Below are 21,603 nucleotides of genomic sequence, written 5' to 3' on the forward strand. Positions count from 1 at the left end.
TATCAGATTGATATCACGTCTGCAAGGGCCCCATCCCATAAAATGGCGTCCCGCCTCTGATGTCCGGAATATCGCCATGATCACGCTCGGCACGCCGCTGTCCCCCTCCGCCACCCGTGTCCTGCTGCTGGGCTCGGGCGAACTGGGCAAGGAGGTCGCCATCGAGCTGCAGCGGCTGGGGGTGGAGGTGATTGCTGCCGACCGCTATGCCGACGCCCCGGCCATGCAGGTGGCGCACCGGTCGCACGTGGTCGACATGCTCGATGCGATGGCGCTGCGCGCGCTGATCGCCGAGGAAAAACCGCACCTGATCGTGCCCGAGATCGAAGCCATCCACACCGAGACCCTGGTCCAGCTGGAGCAGGAAACCGGCCAGCGGGTGGTGCCGACCGCGCGCGCGGCGCGCCTGACCATGGACCGTGAAGGCATCCGCCGCCTGGCCGCCGAAACCCTGGGCCTGCCGACCTCGCCGTACCGCTTCGTGGACACCGAGGCCGAGTACCGCGCCGCCGTGGCGGCGATCGGTCTGCCGTGCGTGGTGAAGCCGGTGATGTCCTCCTCGGGCAAGGGCCAGAGCACGCTGCGCGACGAGGCCGACATCGCGCCGGCCTGGGAATATGCACAGACCGGTGGTCGTGCCGGTGCCGGCCGCTGCATCGTGGAAGGCTTCATCGATTTCGATTACGAGATCACCCTGCTGACCGTGCGCCATGCCGGGGGCACCTCGTTCTGCGCGCCGATCGGGCATTGGCAGAAGGATGGCGACTACCGCGAAAGCTGGCAGCCGCAGCCGATGTCGCCGGCCGCGCTGACGCGTGCCGAAGAGATCTCGCAGGCGATCACCGATGACCTGGGCGGCTGGGGCCTGTTCGGGGTGGAGCTGTTCGTCAAGGGCGACGAGGTGTGGTTCAGCGAAGTCTCGCCGCGCCCGCATGACACCGGCCTGGTCACGCTGGCCTCGCAGGAACTGAGCGAATTCGCGCTGCACGCGCGCGCCATTTTGGGCCTGCCGATCCCGCTGATCCGCCAGAGTGGCCCGTCGGCCTCCTGCGCGATGCTGGCGCACGGCGAAGGCGTGCCGGTCTTCAGCAACGTAGAGGCGGCACTGGCGCATCCGGACACGGCGCTGCGCCTGTTCGGCAAGCCGAGCGTTCATGGGCACCGCCGCGTCGGCGTTACCCTGGCACGCGGCGAAGACATCGACCAGGCGCGGAAGATCGCGCGCGAGGCCGCAGCAGCGATCACGGTCGAACTACGCCAGTAGTTCGACCGCGCGTTGTTTACCGCACGTCCACCCACACCAGGTGGTGGTCGCTGCCGTCGGCGATCTTCGCTTCGGGGCTTTCGTTGGCCGGCCAGAACACGCCGCTGCCGATGTACTCGAAGCCCACCGACGGCAGCACGTAATCCAGGCGCATGGTGCCGGATTTCGGCCCGAAATCGCCTGTGGCGTGGAACGGCGCACCCTTCCGCACGATGCCCTTTTCGGCATAGGCCAAGCTGGTCTGCTCGGCACCTACGCTGCGCGGGGTCGGGTAGCGCAGCACGCGCGCGTTTTCGATCAGTTCGACAATCGCTTCGTGGCGGCCATCGCCATCCACCGGGTCGTTGTTGAGGTCACCCAGGATCACGAAGCGCGCGTCCTGTGCAAGCCCGCCGCAGGTGCCCTTGTCATCGCACAGCCAGGGCTTGTCGCCGGCGGCCAGGTATTCCTGCCACAGCCGCAGTTCGTCGTGGTTGCGCGCCGCGTTGCGCTTTTCCGGGCCGTCGAACACCGGCGGGGTGGGGTGCGAGACCAGTGCGTGCACCACGCCGTTGGGCGTGATTACCGGCACGTCCCAATGCGACTTGGACGACAACCGCAGCTGCGACCACACGTGGTCGTTGTAGAACGACTTGCCGCTGCGCGGGTCGATCGGGCGCAGCGCGCCGGGCAGGGTGCTCCACTTCAGCAGCTGGAAGCTGCGCACCTTGGCCTCGTCGATCGGGTACCGCGACAGCACCAGCATGCCGTACTGGCCCGGGTGCAGGCCGTAGCCCCAGGCATCGTTGCCGCGGTTGCGGCCGTCGCCGCCGATCTGGCCGTTGTTGTCCAGGTCCAGCCCGCTCTGCACGCCGGTGTTGACCGGGGCCAGGTAGCGGTAGGCGAAGTGCAGCGGCTCACCGCCGCCGGGCTGGGCCACTTCCAGGTAGCGCTGCTGGAACAGGTCGGCGGCGCGGTGGGCGTCGTCGTAGTCGAATTCGTTGAGCAGCACCAGGTCCGGGCGCACCTGCTGCAGCACCGCGGCGATCTTGCGCGCGTGCGCGCTGTCGCCTTCCAGTTCGGCGATCAGCCCGCCGGTCTCGTCGCTGTACAGCGAGGTGTTGTAGGTGGCGATCCGCAGCGGCGCGGAGGTGGCTTCCGGCATGGCGGCGGTCTTGGTCGGGGTTTGGGCGCAGGCGCCGCAGAGCAGGGCCAGGGCGAGGATCAGGGGATGGGCTTTCATCCCGCTATTTTGCACGGGCGGGCATTGCAATGGCGGGTCAGATGCCGTCCAGCGCCTCGTCGAACTCGTGCCAGCGGCGGCCGTCGTAGGCCTCCAGCGGCCGGAAGCGGCGCTTGTAGTCCATCTTGCGGTGGTTGCGGATCCAGTAGCCCAGGTACAGGTGCGGCAGCTGCTCGCGCCGGGCCCAAGCGATCTGCTGCAGGATCGCGAAGGTGCCCAGCCCGCGGTGGGCGTGGTCCGGGTCGAAGAAGGTGTACACCGCCGACAGCCCCTGCGGGGTGACATCGGTGACCGCCACCGCCAGCAGCGGGCCTCGATGGCCATCTTCGGCCGGTCCGCGGATTTCCAGGAAGCGACCCTGCGACCACTGCCCGATCAGGAACTGGTCGAACTCGTGCGGGCCGTGTTCGTCCATGCCGCCCTGGGCGTGGCGATGGGTCAGGTAGCGGTGGTACAGCGCGAACTGCTCATCGGTCTGCTCGGCAGCCACGATCCGCACTTCCAGGTCGTCGTTGCGCGCCAGGCAGCGGCGCTGGCTGCGGTCGGGTGCGAAACGGGCCACCGGCACCCGCACCGACACGCAGGCATGGCAGTTGGCGCAGTGCGGGCGGTAGACCAGGTCGCCGGAACGGCGGAAGCCCCAGCTGAGCGCCATCGGGTACAGCGTGCCCAGCCGCTGGTCGTGCGGGTCCAGCACCAGGTCGCGCGCAGCCCGCTCCGGCCAGTAGCCACAGGGATGGTCCCCGGTCTGGAACAGGCGCAGCTCGTCGTCGCGGTCGGTGTGGATCGCCATGCCCACAGCATAGCGCCGGGGCGTCGCAGGCGGCGCGACTGTCTGGCGAATGAACACGGCCGGTGGCGCTGTCAACGCGGCTGGCGCCCGCGCGTTTTCTCTCCCGTGGGTGCCAACGCACCGCACGAAACATCCCCCAAACACCGGAGTGACCCATGCGCAACCGCAAACCCCTTCTGCTGCTGGCCCTGCTGATGACCACCGGCGCTGCCGGCCTGGCGGTGGCCGCCGATACCCCGGCCACGCCCGCCAAGCCGGCCCGCGCGACGCTGGACACTAACGGCGATGGTTTCGTCGACCGCACCGAGGCCGCCAAGGCGCCGCGCCTGGCCGAGAAGTTCGACAGCCTGGACACCAACAAGGACGGCAAGCTGTCCCGCGAGGAACTGCCGCGCTGGCAGGGCAAGCGCCACGGGCGTGGCCCGGGTGGCGGGCATGCGCGCCTGGAAAAGCTGGACGCGAACAAGGACGGCCGGATCAGCCGCGACGAAGCCAAGGCCGACCCGAAGCTGGCCGCGCGCTTCGACCAGATGGACCTTAACAAGGACGGCTACCTGGACAAGGCCGACCGCGAGCTGGGCATGAAGCAGCACCGTGATGCGTGGTTCGCTGCGGCCGATACCAACAAGGACGGCCAGCTGAGCAAGGCCGAATTCGACGCGGCCAAGGGCCCGTTCGGTGGCCCGCGCGGCGAACACCGCGGCGACAAGCCGCCGATGCCGCCGAAGGCAAAGTAACGTAGTGCCGGGCCCTGCCCGGCAACCCAAAAAGCGCCGGTCACCGACCGGCGCTTTTTCATGGGTCAGATCAATCCACGCTCGCCGGCCACGGTCAGGATCAGGCCGACGATCACCAGGTTGGTGATCAGCAAAGCAGGTCGTCCGTACATCGACTGGTACACCCAGCTGGGTCCCGTGCGTCCCTTGCGCGCGGCATCACGCGCGATCATCGGCGCCATGATCCGTTGCAGCGGCACCAGGATCTGGTAATTCACCAGGGCGGTGCCCAGCACCATCGCGGCGAGCGACAGATACACCGGTGCATCCAGCACCGTCAGCGCCAGCACCGCCGCGCAGACCAGCATTGCGGTGAACGTGCTGTAGTGCACGAAGCGATGCACCGCCGCGCGCTCGGCCAGTGTCTCGGTGTAGCAGAGCAGGTAGCGGCCACCGAGATAGCTGCCGATCACGCCGCCGGCCATCGCGCCGATGGCGATGGTCCAGTTGAACTCCGGGCCGAGCAGGTGGCTCTGGCTGGCCGCCGCGCCCAGCGACCCCATTGCCGCACCCCCGGAAAGGCTGGCACCGCCCAGACCGAGCTTGCTGCTGCCCACGCCCACGCCGGCGCCCAGCAGGATCGCTGCGCTCGCCGTGCCCGGTGCGGCCACCATCACCATGGAAACCACCGCGGTCGCGAAGGCCGCGCTGGGCGCGCTGCCGCGCGCGAACTCGCCGAAGCGCCGCAGCATCTCCTCGCGCACGCTGGCGCGTGCCCGCGACAGGCGCTTGCGCACGGCGGCGTCGCTCAGCCCCAGCAGGTTGGCCACCTGCTGCGAGCTCTGGCCTTCGCGGTAGTACAGCAGCAGCGTTTCGCGGCTGTCCTCGGGCAACGCGGAGATGATCTCTTCGGCGGCTACTTCCTCCTCCGCCCGCTGCAGGTATTCCGGCGCGGAGGGGCCCGGGTCGGCGGCCATGCCGATGGCGATCTCGGCGGCCTCGCCCGACAGCGGCCGGCCGCGGTTGGCGCGCAGCCAGTCGCGGGCCAGGTTGCGGGTGATCTGGCGCAGCCAGGGCAGGAAGCTGCCGTGGTTGTGCAGCTGGTTGAGTTGCTGCCAGCCCTTGATGAAGGCTTCCTGCGCGATGTCCTCGCTGGCCTGCACGTCGCGGGTGATCGCCAGCGCGATCGCGGTCACGGTGTTCTGGCAGGCCAGCACGATGCGCCCGTACGACTGCTGGCAGCCGCCGGCGGCGGCAGGCAGTTCGCGGTCCAGCGTGTCGATCAGCGGCAGCGTGGTCATGGCGTCGGTCCCTGTGGGTGGTGACATCATGACGGGATGGGGCGGGGAATGTGACCGGGGGCGGGGCGGGGCGGGGTCGCGCGAGGGGCGCGGTAGAGCCGACTGTCAGTCGGCTGCTCTTCGTTCCGGCATCATGAGCGCCTGACAGGTGGCTTCGGCAGGCGGTAAACGTCGACCACACCATCGGCGTGGTGCGTTACGGTCTTCGGACGCTTGGGCCGCGCTGGCGCGCGGTTGCCGACTGACAGTCGGCACTACGAATTTTTACGTGCGCAGGGAGATCCGGATACGTCGGGTCGGCTCACGGTTGTTGGGTCGGAGGTGTGATCCGGACTCGGACCTCTTCTTCTTCTTCCTGCGCTGGCGCCGGTTCGGCTGCCGGGGCCTGGGGTTGCGCCTGTTGCGTCTGTACCGGCGCAGCCGTCGGGGCACTGCGGTGGCGCATCACCACCACCATTGCCACGGCGGCGATGATCAGCAGCAGGCCGATGCGGATGCGCCAGGCCCAGTTGCGGCGGGGGGACACGTCGTCGGCCTGGTCGCGGAAGGCGAATTCGGCGGTGGGGTGGTCGCGCCGGGTGGTTTCCAGCAGGCGGGCATCGCGCAGGATTTCGCGCGCGCGCGGCTGGTCGTTGGCGTGTACCACCCACAGGGTGGGGTGGGTGGTGGCCTTGCTGGTGTCCAGGTAACTGAACTGGCTGCCGCGCTTGCTGTGGTACGAGCGCCCGTTGGTGATGCGCACCTCGATGCCGGCATCGCGCAGCAGTTTGGCCACGCCTTCCACGGTTTCCACGCGCTGGCTGGTGAAGATCTGACGCATATCGAATTATTCCTTGGCCGGTACGGCGGCGGCCGCGGCACTGTCATCCACCACGCGGATCAGGCCTTCCTGCGCGGTGCTGGCAACCAGTATGCCGTTGCGGGTGAAGAACTGGCCACGGGCCAGCCCGCGCGAATCCTGTGCGCTGGGGCTGTCCAGCGAATACAGCAGCCAGTCGTCGGCGCGGAACGGGCGATGGAACCAGATCGCATGGTCCAGCGAGGCCATCTGCACGTGCGGCTGGTAATAGCTGATGCCGTGCGGGAAGGTCGCGGTGCCGAGCAGGTGGAAGTCCGACGCATAGGCCAGCAGCGCCTGGTGCAGTTCGGGCGCATCGCCCACCGTTTCATTCAGGCGCAGCCACACCTGGTGGTAGGGCGGGCGCTTGGGCGGGTGCAGTTCATCGCGCGGGTACACGTGGCGGAACTCGAACGGGCCGCCGCGCGAGAGCCAGCGCTGTACCTTGATCGGCAGCCGTTCCAGCACTTCCGGCGGCAGCGGCCGGTTCGGTTCGATGTCTTCCGGTTGCGGCACTTCGGGCATCTTGTGCTGGTGCTCGGCCCCGCTTTCGGCCTGCTGGAACGAGGCGGCGCAGAAGAAGATCACCTTGCCGTGCTGGATCGCGGTGACCCGGCGCACGGAGAAGCTGCCGCCATCGCGGGTGCGGTCCACGTCGTACACGATCGGGTGGTCAATGTTGCCGGCGCGCAGGAAATAGGCATGCAGCGAATGCACATGCCGGCCGTTCTCGACCGTGGCCTGCGCCGCCGAGAGGGCCTGGCCCAGCACCTGGCCGCCGAACACGTATTTGGTGCCGATGTCGCGGCTCTGGCCGCGGAACAGGTTGTCTTCCAGGCGCTCGAGCGTGAGCAGGTCGATCAGCTCGGAAACGACGGGTTCTTGCGGCTGGGACAAGGCGGCGGCCTGGCGTTGGGGCGGACGGGAATTATACCGGTGGTCAGGCTTTCCCTAACCGCGCTACCAGCGTCTGCAATGCCTGCTGCGCATCGGGGGCATACCAGGCCTCGACGAACCGGTCCAGCCGGATCAGGTCGGCGTGCAGTGCTTCATGCAGGTCTTCGCGGGCAATGGCGCGGGTCAGCAGCATCGGCTGGCGCGGCAGCTTCAGCAGGCGACCCAGCCAGGCCACCGCGCGTGGCACCACGTCGGCCGGGGCGGCCAGCTCATCCACCAGCCCGATCTCCAGCGCGCGTTCGGCCGGCACCATTTCACCGCCGATCAGCAGCTGCGAGGCGCGGTGGTGGCCGACCACCCGGCGCATCAGGCGCTGGATGCCTTCCGGCGCCACCAGCCCCACCTGCACCTCGTTCAGGCCGATCACCGTGGGCTGGGCCGGGTCCGGGCTGCGCGCCAGGATCCGGTAATCGCAGCACAGCGCCAGCACGCAGCCGCCGGCCGGGGCATGGCCGGTCAGCGCGGCCACCACCGGCACGCGGCTTTCGGCCAGGGTGCGCACCGCGCCGAAGAACGCCTGCCAGCTGTCCAGCAGCTTGTGCCGGTCCTCGCCATGGCTGAGCAGGTGCGGCACGTCCATGCCGGCGCTGAAGATGCGCTCGCTGCCGGACAGCACGATGCCGTGTACGTCATCGGCCATGGCCTGGTTGATGTCGTGGATCAGCTGACGGCACAGCTCGGTGTCCAGCGCATTGACCGGCGGGCGGGCCAGCCGCAGCTCGCGGATGGGGCCATGGTTGATCACCTCGATAAGCGTCGTCATGCTGCGATCTCGTTGCGGGCAGGGAACTGAGGCGATGATAACCAAACCATTCGTGTGCGTATTGTTGGCGATGTGTGCGGCTGCAGCATCGGCCACAGCGGCGGAGCCGTCGTGTGTGACGGTGCGCGAGGGCTGGGTGCGGTTGCCGCCGGGCAGTTCGCCAATGGCGGCCGGTTACGGCGTGATCCACAACGGCTGCGAGGCGCCGGTAGCGGTGGTGGCCGCCGGCAGCAAGGCCTTCGGCGACGTTTCGCTGCATGAAACCACGCTGGTCGACGGCGTGAGCCGGATGCGCGCGGTGGAGCGGTTGCCGATTGCGCCGGGTGCGAGCGTGGTGCTCAAGCCGGGTGGCCTGCACCTGATGTTGATGCAGCCGGAAGTGCCGCTTGCGAAGGGCGGCCAGGTGCCGTTGCGTTTGAGTTTGGAAGACGGCCGTAAGGTGGACGCGATGCTTGCCGTCCGTGCCGACGCCCCTAGGTCGGCAGCGCGGTAGACAGCGTTAGCCTCGGAGAAACGTCATGCGTTCGTCGCACGTAGACGATTTCAGTGCAGTCGTTTGGGAACCGACCCTACCGGCGCCATGCCCCACTGCGTCGGTGATGCGGGTCGGGCGCGGACCCGCTGGTAGGGTCGCTCCCCAGACGACTGCGCGCGGAGCGTCCACGAGCGGTAGGGCATGACCACAAACGCAGACGCCTGTTGAACGAAACAGGCCGCCTCATCGGCGGCCTGTCTGATTCAAGTAGACGCGTTGCGAATTGCGTCCGGCAGCGGGGCGCTCTTGCCGGTCTGGGTGTCCATCCACACCACCACCACGTTGCCGTCCGAATACAGCGTGCTGTCGTTCTTCTGGTCCACGATGCGGTGGCCGATGGTCACGCTGCTGTTGCCCAAGCGCTCGACGAACAGCTCCACCACGATGTCGTTGGGCCACACGATCGGCAGGCGGTAGTTGACGTTGGTGGCGGCCACCACCGGCGCGATCCGGTCGGTCATCGCCACGCCTTCCACGCCCAGCATCCAGCGCACGCGCGCCTCTTCCAGGTAGGAGATGTACTTGGCGTTGTTGACGTGGCCCATGCTGTCCATGTCGCGCCAGCGCACGCTGATCGGTACGCGGGCCAGGATCTTGTGTTCGTCGCTCATTACTTCTTCTTCGCCTTCGTGGTCTTGGCAGGGCTGGTCTTGCTGGGGGTGGTGGCGCGCTTGGCGGCCACCGCCTTCTTGGCCACCTTGGCCGGCTTTTCCGGCTTGGCCTTGCGCGGCGGGCGGGCGTCGGGCTTGTTGGCCACCGCGGCCGGGCGTTCCGGGCGCGCGCTGACCGAGGGCAGCATCTTGGCCAGGAACTGGCCGGTGTACGACGCCGGGTGCGCGGCCACGTCCTCGGGCGTGCCGGTGACCAGGATGGTGCCGCCGCGGTGGCCACCTTCCGGCCCCAGGTCGACGATCCAGTCCGCGGTCTTGATCACGTCCAGGTTGTGTTCGATCACCACCACCGTGTTGCCTTCGTCGCGCAGCTTGTGCAGCACGCCCAGCAGCGCTTCGATGTCGTGGAAGTGCAGGCCGGTGGTCGGCTCGTCCAGGATGTACAGCGTGCGCCCGGTATCGCGGCGCGACAGCTCCTTGGACAGCTTCACACGCTGCGCTTCACCACCGGACAGCGTGGTCGCGCTCTGGCCCAGCTTGATATAGCTCAGGCCCACGTCCACCAGCGTTTCCAGCTTGCGCGCGATGCTCGGCACCGGTTCGAACAGCTTCAGCGCATCTTCGACGGTCATCTGCAGCACGTCGTTGATGTTGTAGCCCTTGTACAGGATCTCCAGCGTTTCGCGGTTGTAGCGCTTGCCGTGGCACACATCGCAGGGCACGTACACGTCCGGCAGGAAGTGCATTTCCACCTTGATCAGGCCATCCCCCTGGCACGCTTCGCAGCGGCCGCCGCGTACGTTGAAGCTGAAACGGCCCGGCGAATAGCCGCGCGCACGTGCTTCGGGCACCTGCGCATACAGCTCGCGCAGCGGGGTGAACAGGCCGGTGTAGGTGGCCGGGTTCGAACGCGGGGTGCGGCCGATCGGCGACTGGTCGATGTCCACCACCTTGTCGAACAGGTCCAGGCCTTCCACGTCCTTGTACGGCGCGATCGGGTGCGAGGAGCCGTTGATCTCGTTGGCGGCCAGCGAGAACAGGGTGTCGTTGATCAGGGTCGACTTGCCCGAACCGGACACACCGGTGATGCAGGTCAGCAGGCCCGACGGAATGTCCAGGTCCACGCCCTTGAGGTTGTTGCCGCTGGCGCCGCGCAGGTGCAGCGTCATCTTCGGGTTCGGCTTGTGCCGGCGCGCGGGAATCTCGATCGCACGCTTGCCCGACAGGTACTGGCCGGTGAGCGAACGCGGCGCGTCCAGGATGTCCTGCAGGGTGCCCTGGCCGACGATTTCGCCGCCGTGCACGCCGGCGCCCGGACCGATGTCCAGCACGTAGTCGGCCAGGCGGATCGCATCTTCGTCATGCTCGACCACGATCACCGTATTGCCCAGGTCGCGCAGGCGGGTGAGGGTGCCCAGCAGGCGCTCGTTGTCGCGCTGGTGCAGGCCGATGGAGGGCTCGTCGAGCACGTACATCACCCCGACCAGGCCGGCGCCGATCTGGCTGGCCAGGCGGATGCGCTGGGCTTCGCCACCGGACAGGGTGTCGGCCTTGCGCTCCAGCGTGAGGTAATCCAGGCCCACGTCGACCAGGAAGCCCAGGCGCTCGCCGATCTCCTTGACGATCTTGCCGGCGATCTCGCCGCGCCAGCCGGGCAGGGTCATGCCGCTGAAGAACTTCAGCGCCTCATCGATCGGCAGCACCACCAGTTCCGGCAGCGCGCGGTCGGCCACGAACACGTTGCGCGCGGCGCGGTTCAGACGCTGGCCCTGGCATTCGGGGCAGTTGCGTTCGCTGATGTACTTGGCCAGCTCTTCGCGCACCGCCGCCGATTCGGTTTCCTTGTAGCGGCGTTCCAGGTTCGGAATGATGCCCTCGAAGCGGTGCTTGCGCTGGGTGCGGCCACCGGCTTCGGTGAAATAGGTGAAGGTGATGGTTTCATCGCCGCTGCCGTACAGCACCGCCTTGCGCACCGGCTCGGACAGGCTCTGCCACGGCGCGTCGGTGTCGAACTTGTAGTGCTTGGCGAGCGAGGCGATCAGCTGGAAGTAGTACGCATTGCGGCGGTCCCAGCCGCGCACGGCACCGGCCGACAGCGAGAGCTCGGGGTGCACCACCACGCGCGAGGGATCGAAGAATTCGGCCATGCCCAGGCCATCGCAGCCCGGGCAGGCGCCCACCGGCGAATTGAACGAGAACAGGCGCGGTTCCAGCTCCGGCAGCGAGTAATCGCAGACCGGGCAGCTGTACTTGGACGAGAACAGGTGGGCCGGGGCATCCTCGACATCCAGCGACTGCACCGAGACCATGCCGTCGCCCAGCTTCAGCGCGGTTTCAAAGCTTTCGGCCAGGCGCTGCTTGATGTCCTCGCGCGGGCGGAAGCGGTCGATCACCGCTTCGATGGTGTGCTTCTGGCGCAGCGCCAGCGGCGGCACCGCATCGATTTCATGCAGCGCACCGTCCACCCGCACGCGCACGAAGCCCTGCGCGCGCAGCTGGTCGAACACCTGGGCATGCTCGCCCTTGCGTTCGCGGATCACCGGGGCCAGCAGCATGTAGCGCTGTTCCGGGTCCAGGGTCAGCACGTGGTCCACCATCTGGCTCACGGTCTGCGCTTCCAGCGGGTAGCCGTGGTCGGGGCAGCGCGGGCTGCCCACGCGGGCATACAGCAGGCGCAGGTAGTCGTAGATCTCGGTGATGGTGCCCACGGTCGAACGCGGGTTGTGCGAGGTCGACTTCTGCTCGATGGAGATCGCCGGCGACAGGCCTTCGATATGATCCAGGTCCGGCTTTTCCATCACGCTCAGGAACTGGCGGGCATAGGCCGACAGGGACTCCACGTAGCGGCGCTGGCCTTCGGCGTAGATCGTGTCGAAGGCCAGCGAGGACTTGCCCGAGCCGGACAGGCCGGTAATGACGATCAACTTGTCGCGGGGCAGGTCGAGATCGATGTTCTTGAGGTTGTGCGTCCGCGCGCCGCGGATGCGGATGAAATCCATCGCCATGGGGGATCCGTTGAAAGTGGGGCAAGCGGAGACGGCAATCGGTCAGCCTACCGAGCTTGGGATTTGGGGGCAATCAGCGACATTGCCAGCCCCTTGTCTCATCTATTGAGACCGGCGGGCCCTGAACCTGAACGGGGTTCAGGGGAGGACGGCTCAAAGCAGGGGGTGGGTTGACCCGGGCTGGGGTGAGTCATTAAAATCCCGCTTCTGTCCGCCCTCGATGGCGGCAGTCCATAGACCACAATAACTACAGAGGAAGTCTGGTCATGTACGCAGTACTGGTAACCGGCGGTAAGCAATACCGCGTGGCGCAGGGCGAAACGCTCCGCGTTGAAAAGCTCGAAGTCGAAGTCGGCAACGAGATCAAGTTCGAAGAAATCCTGATGCTGGGTGACAGCGATGGCATCAAGCTGGGCGACGCTCTGAGCGGCGCTTCGGTCACCGCCAAGGTCGTGTCGCAGGGTCGTGCCGACAAGGTCCGGATCATCAAGTTCCGTCGCCGTAAGCACCACATGAAGCGTCAGGGTCACCGTCAGTACTACACCGAAATCGAGATCACCGGCATCGCCGGTGGCAAGAAGTAATAAGGAGAAGCAGTCATGGCACATAAGAAGGGCGTAGGCTCATCGCGCAACGGTCGCGACTCCAACCCGAAGTACCTCGGCGTCAAGATCTTCGGTGGCCAGGCCATCGATGCCGGCAACATCATCGTGCGTCAGCGCGGCACCCAGTTCCACCCGGGTACCGGCGTCGGCCTCGGCCGTGACCACACCCTGTTCGCGCTCGTCGACGGCAAGGTGGAGTTCTCGGTGAAGGGCCCGAAGAAGCGTCGTACCGTCAGCGTCGTCGCCGAAGCCTGAGCTTCGCGGCACGCAGGCGCCCCCGCCCCGGCGTGGGGCCGCTGACGAAAGCCCCGCTTCGGCGGGGTTTTTGTTTTTCACGTTAGACTCTGCGGTCGGGCGCACCCGTTGCCCACCGCCTCCAGTTGGCATCCAGAATCATGAAACTTGTAGACGAAGCAGAAATCCAGGTTACCGCCGGCAATGGCGGCAACGGCTGCGTCGGTTTCCGTCGCGAGAAGTTCATTCCGCTGGGCGGCCCGGACGGCGGCGACGGCGGCAATGGCGGCAGCGTGTACATCCGCGCCGACGAAAACCTCAATACCCTGGTCGATTTCCGCCACGAGCGCATTTTCAAGGCGCAGCGCGGCGAGAACGGCATGGGCCGCCAGGCCTATGGCAAGGGCGGCGAAGACCTTGTCATCACCGTGCCGGTCGGCACCGTGGTGATGAACGTGGCCACCGACGAAGTGATCGGTGACCTGACCCAGCACGACGACATCCTGCTGGTGGCCAAGGGCGGCAAGGGCGGCCTGGGCAACATGCACTTCAAGAGCTCCACCAACCGTTCGCCGCGCCAGTCGCTGCCGGGCGAGGAGGGCGAGGAGCGCCTGCTCAAGCTGGAGCTGAAGCTGCTGGCCGACGTCGGCCTGCTGGGCTTCCCCAATGCGGGCAAGAGCACGCTGATCCGCGCCGTGTCCGCTGCCACCCCCAAGGTGGCCGATTACCCGTTCACCACCCTCTACCCCAACCTGGGCGTGGTGCGCGTGGAGAACTACCGCAGCTTCGTGATTGCCGACATTCCCGGCCTGATCGAAGGTGCCGCCGATGGTGCCGGCCTGGGCGCGCAGTTCCTGCGCCACCTGCAGCGTACCCGCCTGCTGCTGCACCTGGTGGATATCTCCCCCATGGAGGGCGGCGTGGAAATCTCGCCGATCGAGCAGGTCCGTGCGATCGAGCGCGAGCTGGCCAAGCATGACCCGGAGCTGCTGGAAAAGCCGCGCTGGCTGGTGCTGAACAAGGCCGACCTGATGTTCGAGGACGAGGCCAAGGCCGCGGCCGAGAAGATCATCGCCGAGCTGGGCTGGACCCAGCCGTGGTACCTGGTCTCGGCGCTGGGCCGTGAAGGCACCTGGCCGATCATGACCAACATCATGGCCTTCTTCGACCGCCAGAAGGAAGACGAAGCGGATGCGCGCAACGCGCTCTGACGCTGACGTTGCTTCCTCGGGAAACCCGGCTTCGGCCGGGTTTTTCTGTAGGGCTGCCAGCCACGCAGGGCGTGGCTCTACCGTGATGTCGAGTAACGCAAAAAACCCGGCCAGGGCCGGGTTTTTGTACCGCACGCCGCGCCAGGCGCGGCGTTGCGCCGTATCAGGCGGCCTTGAGGGCCTTGATGCGCGCGGTCAGGCGGCTCTTGTGGCGAGCGGCCTTGTTCTTGTGGATCAGACCACGCGAGCTGAAACGGTCGAGGATCGGCTGGGCGACGGCAAAGGCTGCCTCGGCGCCGGCGGCATCGTTGGCGTCGAGCGCCTTGATCACCTTCTTGACAGCGGTGCGCAGCATCGAACGCTGAGCCGTATTGCGCGCGTTGCGCACGACGGTCTGCTTGGCGCGCTTCTTGGCGGACTTGATATTGGCCACAGTGGTGGTTTCCTGAAAAATCGGTGTAATGGGAACAGCAAGCTGGAAAGTATGATGGCTCGAAAAATGTACGTCAAGTCAATTGTCAAGAGGAAACACGGGTGAGTTCACCAAGGATGTTGCGGGGCCTGCTGTCTTTCAGCAGCATGACCATGATTTCACGGGTGCTGGGCCTGGTGCGCGACCTTGCCGTCACCACCACGTTCGGCACCAATGCGGTGACCGACGCCTTCTGGGTGGCCTTCCGGGTGCCCAACTTCCTGCGCCGCCTGTTCGCGGAGGGCTCGTTCGCCACCGCCTTCGTGCCGGTGTTCACGGAAGTGAAGGAAACCCGTTCACATGAGGAGCTGCGCGAGCTGATGTCGCGCGTGGCCGGCACCTTGGGCGCGGTGCTGCTGCTGGTCACCGCGCTGGCGCTGATCTTCGCCCCGCAGCTGGCCACCCTGTTCTCCAGCGGGGTCGACACCGACCCGGCCAAGCACGGCCTGCTGGTGGACCTGTTCCGGCTGACCTTCCCGTTCCTGCTGTTCGTCTCGCTCACCGCCTTGGCCGGTGGCGCGCTGAACAGCTTCCAGCGCTTCGCCATGCCGGCGCTGACCCCGGTGATCCTCAACCTGTGCATGATCGCCGGCGCGCTGTGGCTGGCGCCGCGGCTGGGCGGCACGCCGGAAAAGCAGATCCTGGCGCTGGGCTGGGCCGTGCTGGCCGCCGGCGTGCTGCAGCTGCTGTTCCAGCTGCCGTCGCTGCACGGCATCAACCTGCTCACGCTGCCGCGCTGGGGCTGGACCCACCCCGGCGTGCGCAAGGTGCTGACCCTGATGGTGCCGACCCTGTTCGGCTCCTCGGTGGCCCAGATCAACCTGCTGCTGGATACCGTGATCGCGGCCAAGCTGACCGATGGCTCGCAGTCCTGGCTGTCGCTGGCCGACCGCTTCCTGGAGCTGCCCCTGGGCGTGTTCGGGGTGGCGCTGGGGACGGTGATCCTGCCGGCGCTGGCCCGCCACCATGTCAGTACCGACAAGGCCGGCTTCTCCAGCGCGCTGGACTGGGGCCTGCGCACCACGCTGCTGATCGCCGTGCCGGCCATGCTCGGCCTGATGCTGTGCGCCGAGCCGCTGATCGCCACGATCTTCCAGCATGGCCAGTTCACCGCCTTCGATACCCGCATGACCGCGCTGTCGGTATACGGCCTGAGCTTCGCCCTGCCGGCCTTCGCCCTGCTGAAAGTGGTGCTGCCGGCGTTCTATGCCCGCCAAGACACCCGTACCCCGGTGCGCGCCGGCCTGGTCGCGCTGGTGGCCAATATGGTCTTCAACTTCATCCTGCTGGCCGTGCTGTACCACGTGATGGTGCCCGAGGCGCTGAAGGCGCAGGGCGTGTGGGTGGCACTGGGCAAGCAGCCGGGCCTGCATCTGGCGCTGGGCATTGCCAGCGCGCTGTCCAGTTACCTGAATCTTGGCCTGCTCTGGTACTGGCTGGGCAAGACCGACGTGTACCAGCCCAAGGCCGGCTGGGGCGGCTACGTGACCCGCCTGGGCCTGGCCTGCGCGGCCATGGTGGCGGTCCTGCTGGGCCTGCTGCAGCTGATGACCGACTTCACCGACATGGACAAATGGCACCGGATCGGCAACCTCGCGCTGCTGGTCGGCGGCGGTGGCCTGACCTACCTGCTGGCCCTGGTCGCCATGGGCTTCCGCCCGCGTCACCTGCGCGAGCATTGATCCATGGGCACCCCGGCTATACTTCATGGCTATCCCTTGCAACGCATCGGTCCTGACGGGCCGGATTCCCAGTAGATGACCAGGTTGTTCAGAAGCATCGAAGGCGGGCCTTTGTTCCCGCACGGAAGCGTGGTCTGCATCGGCGCATTCGACGGCCTGCACCTTGGCCATCGTGCGCTGGTGCGGCATGCGGCCGCGCGTGCCCGCGCGCTGGGCGTGCCCGCCGTGGCGGTCGCGTTCGAACCGCTGCCGCGCGAATACTTCGCCCAGCGCGAGCCGCCGCCGCGGCTGACCCTGGCCCGCGACAAGGTCACGATCCTGCGCGATTTCGGCGTGGATGCCATCGGCCTGCTGCGTTTCGATGCGGCCATGGCGGCCATGCCCGCCGAAGCCTTCGTCGAACAGCTGCTGGTCAACCGGCTGGGCGCGCGGGAAGTGTGGATCGGGCCGGAGTTCTGCTTCGGCAACCGCCGCCGCGGTGACCTGGCCCTGCTGCAGGCCATGGGCGCCGAACGCGGCTTCAGCGCCGGCGAGATCGACCCGGTGGATTTCCACGGCGAGCGCATTTCCGCCACCCGCATCCGCCAGCTGCTGCGCGAGGGCGATTTCGCCCATGCGGCTGATCTGCTCGGGCGCCCGTATGCGATCGGGGGCAGGGTAGTGCGTGGGCGCCAGCTCGGCCGTACCCTCGGCTTCCCCACCGCCAACCTGCGCTTCCCGAAAACGCCGGCCCTGGCGGGCATCTATGCCACCTGGGTGCACGGCGTGTTCGACCAGCCGTGGCCGTCGGTATCCAGCTTCGGCACCCGGCCGACCGTGGACGGGGTGGAGCCGCTGCTGGAGGCGCACCTGTTCGATTTCCAGGGCGACCTGTACGGTCGGCATATCCAGGTTGAGTTCGTCGCCAAGCTGCGCGACGAAGAAAAGTTCCATGATCTGGCGGCATTGACCGACCAGATGCACCGTGACGCCGATCAGGCCCGTCACATCCTTTCCGAACACAGATTGCGAGCCACTGCGTGAGCCAGGACTACAAAGCCACCCTTCATCTGCCGGCCACCGAATTCCCGATGCGCGGCGACCTGCCCAAGCGCGAGCCGGGCATTCTGTCGCGCTGGGAAGACGAGGGCCTGTACGCCCGCCTGCGCGAGAACGCGCAGGGTCGCCCGCTGTTCGTGCTGCACGACGGCCCGCCGTACGCCAATGGCCAGATCCACCTGGGCCATGCGGTCAACAAGATCCTCAAGGACATCATCGTCAAGTCGCGCTACCTGGCCGGCTTCGATGCGCCCTACGTGCCCGGTTGGGATTGCCACGGCCTGCCGATCGAAATCGCGGTCGAAAAGAAGTGGGGCAAGGTCGGCGTCAAGCTCGACGCCGTCGAGTTCCGCCAGAAGTGCCGCGAGTACGCCGAAGAGCAGATCGACCTGCAGCGCCGCGACTTCAAGCGCCTGGGCGTGATCGGCGATTGGGACAACCCGTACAAGACCCTGAGCTTCGATTTCGAAGCCAATGAAATCCGCGCGCTGTCCAAGATCTTCGCCAACGGCCACATCGTGCGCGGCGCCAAGCCGGTGCACTGGTGCTTCGATTGTGGCTCGGCCCTGGCCGAAGCGGAAATCGAGTACCAGGACAAGACCTCGCCGGCCATCGACGTGGCCTACGTGGCGCGCGATTCGGCGCAGCTGGCCGCGCGCTTCGGCGTGAGCCTGCCGGCCGATGTCGAGGTCGCCGTGCCGATCTGGACCACCACCCCGTGGACGCTGCCGGCCTCGCTGGCGGTGTCGTTGGGCGCGGATATCCAGTACGCCCTGGTCGAAGGCCCGGCCCATGCCGGCAAGCGTCGCTGGCTGGTGATCGCCGCCAGCCTGGCCGAGCGCGCCCTGCGCCGCTATGGCGTGGAAGACGTCGTCGCGCACGGCCATGCCGCCGGTGCCGCACTGGAAAACCTGCTGCTGGCCCATCCGTTCTACCCGCAGCGCGACATCCCGCTGCTCAACGGCGCGCACGTGTCCGATGAAGACGGTACCGGCGCGGTGCATACCGCCCCCGGCCACGGCCAGGAAGATTTCGTGGTCAGCCAGCAGTACGGGCTGATGGACAACTACACCGCCGCCCAGATCAACCCGGTGGATGGCCGTGGCGTATACCTGCCGTCCACCCCGCCGGCCGGCGAGGTGGTGCTGGCAGGTGTGCACCTGTGGAAGGCGCAGCCGCTGATCGTGGACGTGCTGCGCGACTCCGGCGCGCTGCTGGCGTTCGTGGAAATCGTGCACAGCTACCCGCACTGCTGGCGCCACAAGACGCCGGTGGTGTTCCGCGCCACCCCGCAGTGGTTCATCTCGATGGACAAGGCCAACCTGCGCAGCGATGCCATGGCCGCCATCGACAACGTCGGCTGGTTCCCGAGCTGGGGCAAGGCGCGCATCGGCAGCATGGTCGACGGCCGCCCGGACTGGTGCATCAGCCGCCAGCGCACCTGGGGCGTACCGATCGCACTGTTCACCCACCGCGAAACCGGCGAGCCGCACCCGCGCACCGTCGAGTTGATGCAGCAGGTGGCCGACCGCGTTCAGGCCGGCGGCATCGACGTCTGGTACGCGCTGGACGCGGCCGAACTGCTGGGCGATGAGGCGGCGCAGTACGAGAAGGTCACCGATATCCTCGATGTCTGGTTCGACTCGGGCGTCACCCATGAAGGCGTGCTGCTGGAGCGTGGCTTCGGCAAGCCGGCCGACCTCTACCTGGAAGGTTCCGACCAGCACCGCGGCTGGTTCCAGTCCTCGCTGCTCACCGGCGTGGCCATCGACAAGCACGCGCCCTACAAGCAGTGCCTCACCCATGGTTTCACCGTGGATGAGAAGGGCCGCAAGATGTCCAAGTCGCTGGGCAACGGCATCGAACCGCAGGACATCATGAAGACCCTGGGCGCGGACATCCTGCGCCTGTGGATCGCCTCGGCCGATTACAGCAACGAAATGTCGCTGTCGCAGGAAATCCTCAAGCGCAACGCGGACGCCTACCGGCGCCTGCGCAACACCGCGCGCTTCCTGCTCGGCAACCTGGACGGCTTCGATCCCGCCCAGCACCTGGTCGCTCCCGCCGACATGGTCGCGCTGGACCGCTGGATCGTGCACCGCGCCTGGGAGGTGCAGGAGAAGATCAAGGCGGCGTACACCGGCTACAACATGGCCGAAATCGTGCAGCTGCTGCTGAACTTCTGCAGCGTGGACCTCGGCTCGCTGTACCTGGACGTCACCAAGGACCGGCTGTACACCATGCCGACCGACTCGCGCGGCCGCCGTTCGGCGCAGAGCGCGATGTACCACATCGCCGAAGCGTTCACCCGCTGGATCGCGCCGATCCTGACCTTCACCGCGGATGAGCTGTGGGGTTACCTGCCGGGCGAGCGCAAGGAAAACGTGCTGTTTGCCACGTGGTACGACGGCCTGGTGCCGCTGCCGGCCGATGCCGCGATCAGCGCCGCCGATTTCGACCAGCTGCTGGCCCTGCGCGAGCAGGTGGCCAAGGTGCTCGAGCCGATGCGCGCCAACGGTGCCATCGGTGCCGCGCTCGAAGCGGAAATCACCGTCGCCGCCAGCGAGGAAACCGCCGCGCGCTGGCAGCCGCTGGCCGAGGAACTGCGCTTCCTGTTCATCAGTGGCGATGTCAGCGTGCGCCCGGCGACCACCGACGAGGTGTTCGTCAGCGCCCAGCCGACCACCAAGCAGAAGTGCGTGCGCTGCTGGCACTACCGTGCCGACATCGGCAGCGTGGCCGCCCACCCGGAACTGTGCGGTCGTTGCGCAAGCAACGTCGACGGTGCCGGCGAAGACAGGAAGTGGTTCTGATGGCCGCCCCGCGTCCGCGCCCGAGCGCGCTGGTGTGGCTGGTGCTGTCGGCCGCCATCATCATCCTCGACCAGTGGAGCAAGGCCTGGGTCCTCTCCAGCCTGCCCGAGTACCAGCCGGTGGCCGTCATCGACGGCTTCTGGAACTGGTACCGCACCTACAACACCGGCGCAGCGTTCAGTTTCCTGAGCGACGCCGGTGGCTGGCAGCTGTGGTTCTTCACCGCGCTGGCGGTAGGCATCAGCGGCCTGATGGCGTTCTGGCTGTCGCGCACCCCGCGTGCGCACTGGCGCAGCGCCGTGCCGTACGCGCTGGTGATCGGCGGGGCCATCGGCAACGTCATCGACCGCCAGGTGCACGGCCACGTGGTCGATTTCATCCAGTGGTACGTGGGTGAGCACTACTGGCCCTCGTTCAACATCGCCGACGCCGCCATCGTGGTCGGTGCCATCGGCATCGCGGTGTTCGGCCTGTTCGACGGCAAGGCCGCCAAAAAGGCGGATAATGCCAACCCGTAACCCACCGCCGGCCGCTGCCGGGAGACCTGTCTGATGGATGTGCTGCTCGCCAACCCGCGTGGATTCTGTGCCGGTGTCGATCGTGCGATCGAGATCGTCAAGCGCGCGATCGAAACGCTGGGCGCGCCCATCTACGTGCGCCATGAAGTGGTGCACAACCGCTTCGTGGTGGACGACCTCAAGCAGCGCGGCGCGATCTTCGTCGAAGAACTCGACGAAGTACCCGACGGCAACACGGTGATCTTCAGCGCCCACGGCGTTTCCCAGGCCGTGCGCCAGGAAGCGGACCGTCGTGGCCTGAAGGTGTTCGACGCCACCTGCCCGTTGGTGACCAAGGTCCACTTCGAAGTGGCGCGCCACTGCCGTGCCGGCCGCGACGTGGTGCTGATCGGCCACGCCGGTCACCCGGAAGTGGAAGGCACCATGGGCCAGTGGAAGCAGGAAGCCGGCAGCGGCACCATCTACCTGGTGGAAGATGTGGAGCAGGTGGCCACGCTGGAACTCAAGCAGCCGGACAACTTCGCCTACACCACCCAGACCACGCTGTCGGTAGACGACACCCGCGGCATCATCGAAGCCCTGCGCACCCGCTTCCCAACCATGCAGGGCCCGAAGAACGACGACATCTGCTACGCCACCCAGAACCGCCAGGACGCCGTGCGCGACCTGGCCAAGCGCTGCGACCTGGTGCTGGTGGTGGGCTCGCCGAACAGCTCCAACTCCAACCGCCTCAGCGAACTGGCGCGCCGTGATGGCGTGGAAAGCTACCTGATTGACGGCGCCGACGAGATCGACCCGGCGTGGGTGCTGGGCAAGAAGCACATCGGCCTCACCGCGGGTGCCTCCGCACCGCAGGTGCTGGTGGACGGCGTGATCGCGCGCTTGAAGGAACTGGGCGCGGGGAACGTGGGCGAGCTGGAAGGCGAGCCCGAATCGATGGTGTTTGCGTTGCCCAAGGAGCTGAGGCTGCGCCTCATCTCCTGATCGGTGTGACGACCAACGGTCGTCACCTACCGTTCCTGGCG

General features: G+C 67.2%; 20 protein-coding genes. 11 read left to right on the forward strand and 9 right to left on the reverse strand.

Annotation, left to right across the window (positions count from 1 at the left end; genetic code table 11):
- Positions 1–76 precede the first annotated feature (76 nt).
- Positions 77–1,264: a formate-dependent phosphoribosylglycinamide formyltransferase gene (gene purT, locus BAY15_RS06430; protein WP_068850161.1), complete on the forward strand. Its 1,188-nt coding sequence runs from the start codon at positions 77–79 to the stop codon at positions 1,262–1,264.
- Between the two features lie 16 nt (positions 1,265–1,280).
- On the opposite strand, the gene BAY15_RS06435 is transcribed toward purT, so the two are convergent.
- Together BAY15_RS06435 and BAY15_RS06440 are read right to left on the reverse strand one after the other, a co-directional pair.
- Positions 1,281–2,486, reverse strand: coding sequence for an endonuclease/exonuclease/phosphatase family protein (locus BAY15_RS06435; protein ID WP_068850164.1), 1,206 nt, complete (start codon positions 2,484–2,486; stop codon positions 1,281–1,283).
- A 37-nt stretch (positions 2,487–2,523) separates the two neighbouring features.
- Complete coding sequence (locus BAY15_RS06440; protein WP_068850166.1) at positions 2,524–3,279, reverse strand: arginyltransferase; 756 nt, start codon at positions 3,277–3,279, stop codon at positions 2,524–2,526.
- A 155-nt stretch (positions 3,280–3,434) separates the two neighbouring features.
- On the opposite strand from BAY15_RS06440, the gene BAY15_RS06445 reads away from it, so the two are divergent.
- Positions 3,435–4,016, forward strand: coding sequence for an EF-hand domain-containing protein (locus BAY15_RS06445; RefSeq protein WP_068850169.1), 582 nt, complete (start codon positions 3,435–3,437; stop codon positions 4,014–4,016).
- A gap of 65 nt (positions 4,017–4,081) precedes the next feature.
- Here the strand turns inward: BAY15_RS06445 and BAY15_RS06450 are convergent, their stop codons facing one another.
- The 4 genes from BAY15_RS06450 to BAY15_RS06465 all read right to left on the reverse strand — a co-directional run bounded on the left by BAY15_RS06450 (position 4,082) and on the right by BAY15_RS06465 (position 7,854).
- Entirely contained in the window at positions 4,082–5,296 is a 1,215-nt protein-coding gene (locus BAY15_RS06450; RefSeq protein ID WP_068850172.1) for an RNA polymerase sigma factor, read from the reverse strand.
- A gap of 301 nt (positions 5,297–5,597) precedes the next feature.
- Positions 5,598–6,116, reverse strand: a complete 519-nt coding sequence (locus BAY15_RS06455; RefSeq protein ID WP_068850175.1) for a putative signal transducing protein — start codon at positions 6,114–6,116, stop codon at positions 5,598–5,600.
- A 6-nt stretch (positions 6,117–6,122) separates the two neighbouring features.
- Positions 6,123–7,031, reverse strand: a complete 909-nt coding sequence (gene tesB, locus BAY15_RS06460) for an acyl-CoA thioesterase II (RefSeq protein ID WP_068850178.1) — start codon at positions 7,029–7,031, stop codon at positions 6,123–6,125.
- A gap of 43 nt (positions 7,032–7,074) precedes the next feature.
- On the reverse strand, positions 7,075–7,854 hold the full coding sequence (locus BAY15_RS06465; RefSeq protein WP_068850181.1) for an enoyl-CoA hydratase/isomerase family protein: 780 nt from the start codon (positions 7,852–7,854) through the stop codon (positions 7,075–7,077).
- Between the two features lie 34 nt (positions 7,855–7,888).
- Between BAY15_RS06465 and BAY15_RS06470 the strand changes: the two genes are divergently transcribed.
- A complete protein-coding gene (locus BAY15_RS06470) occupies positions 7,889–8,347 on the forward strand; it encodes a copper chaperone PCu(A)C (protein ID WP_068850184.1) in 459 nt (152 codons plus the stop codon).
- A gap of 245 nt (positions 8,348–8,592) precedes the next feature.
- On the opposite strand, the gene BAY15_RS06475 is transcribed toward BAY15_RS06470, so the two are convergent.
- Positions 8,593–9,000, reverse strand: a complete 408-nt coding sequence (locus BAY15_RS06475) for an acyl-CoA thioesterase (protein ID WP_068850187.1) — start codon at positions 8,998–9,000, stop codon at positions 8,593–8,595.
- Complete coding sequence (gene uvrA, locus BAY15_RS06480; protein ID WP_068850190.1) at positions 9,000–12,005, reverse strand: excinuclease ABC subunit UvrA; 3,006 nt, start codon at positions 12,003–12,005, stop codon at positions 9,000–9,002. The genes BAY15_RS06475 and uvrA overlap by 1 nt, the downstream gene beginning before the upstream one ends.
- A 266-nt stretch (positions 12,006–12,271) precedes the next feature.
- On the opposite strand from uvrA, the gene rplU reads away from it, so the two are divergent.
- The 3 genes from rplU (at position 12,272) to cgtA (ending at position 14,055) form a co-directional block, all read left to right on the forward strand.
- Positions 12,272–12,589, forward strand: coding sequence for a 50S ribosomal protein L21 (rplU, locus tag BAY15_RS06485; RefSeq protein ID WP_068850193.1), 318 nt, complete (start codon positions 12,272–12,274; stop codon positions 12,587–12,589).
- A 15-nt stretch (positions 12,590–12,604) separates the two neighbouring features.
- The gene (rpmA, locus tag BAY15_RS06490) at positions 12,605–12,865 is read left to right on the forward strand and encodes a 50S ribosomal protein L27 (protein WP_019184517.1); all 261 of its coding nucleotides are present in this window, start codon (positions 12,605–12,607) and stop codon (positions 12,863–12,865) included.
- 140 nt (positions 12,866–13,005) lie between these two features.
- Positions 13,006–14,055, forward strand: a complete 1,050-nt coding sequence (gene cgtA / locus BAY15_RS06495; RefSeq protein WP_068850197.1) for an Obg family GTPase CgtA — start codon at positions 13,006–13,008, stop codon at positions 14,053–14,055.
- Positions 14,056–14,218: 163 nt separating this feature from the next.
- Here cgtA and rpsT read toward each other — a convergent pair whose 3' ends face one another.
- Positions 14,219–14,488, reverse strand: coding sequence for a 30S ribosomal protein S20 (gene rpsT / locus BAY15_RS06500; RefSeq protein WP_017354922.1), 270 nt, complete (start codon positions 14,486–14,488; stop codon positions 14,219–14,221).
- Positions 14,489–14,604: 116 nt separating this feature from the next.
- Between rpsT and murJ the strand changes: the two genes are divergently transcribed.
- The 5 genes from murJ to ispH all read left to right on the forward strand — a co-directional run bounded on the left by murJ (position 14,605) and on the right by ispH (position 21,562).
- Positions 14,605–16,209 carry a murein biosynthesis integral membrane protein MurJ gene (gene murJ / locus BAY15_RS06505; RefSeq protein ID WP_068850200.1) on the forward strand — a complete coding sequence of 535 codons (1,605 nt, stop codon included), beginning with the start codon at positions 14,605–14,607 and terminating at the stop codon, positions 16,207–16,209.
- Positions 16,210–16,284: 75 nt separating this feature from the next.
- On the forward strand, positions 16,285–17,232 hold the full coding sequence (locus BAY15_RS06510) for a bifunctional riboflavin kinase/FAD synthetase (RefSeq protein ID WP_068850203.1): 948 nt from the start codon (positions 16,285–16,287) through the stop codon (positions 17,230–17,232).
- Positions 17,229–20,060 carry an isoleucine--tRNA ligase gene (ileS, locus tag BAY15_RS06515; protein ID WP_068850206.1) on the forward strand — a complete coding sequence of 944 codons (2,832 nt, stop codon included), beginning with the start codon at positions 17,229–17,231 and terminating at the stop codon, positions 20,058–20,060. Before BAY15_RS06510 ends, ileS begins: the two co-directional genes overlap by 4 nt.
- A complete protein-coding gene (gene lspA, locus BAY15_RS06520) occupies positions 20,060–20,578 on the forward strand; it encodes a signal peptidase II (protein WP_068850210.1) in 519 nt (172 codons plus the stop codon). Before ileS ends, lspA begins: the two co-directional genes overlap by 1 nt.
- A 33-nt stretch (positions 20,579–20,611) precedes the next feature.
- Positions 20,612–21,562, forward strand: coding sequence for a 4-hydroxy-3-methylbut-2-enyl diphosphate reductase (gene ispH / locus BAY15_RS06525; protein WP_068850213.1), 951 nt, complete (start codon positions 20,612–20,614; stop codon positions 21,560–21,562).
- The last annotated feature ends 41 nt before the right edge of the window (positions 21,563–21,603 follow it).

Origin of the sequence: Stenotrophomonas rhizophila, assembly GCF_001704155.1 — a bacterium.
Lineage (GTDB): Bacteria > Pseudomonadota > Gammaproteobacteria > Xanthomonadales > Xanthomonadaceae > Stenotrophomonas > Stenotrophomonas rhizophila_A.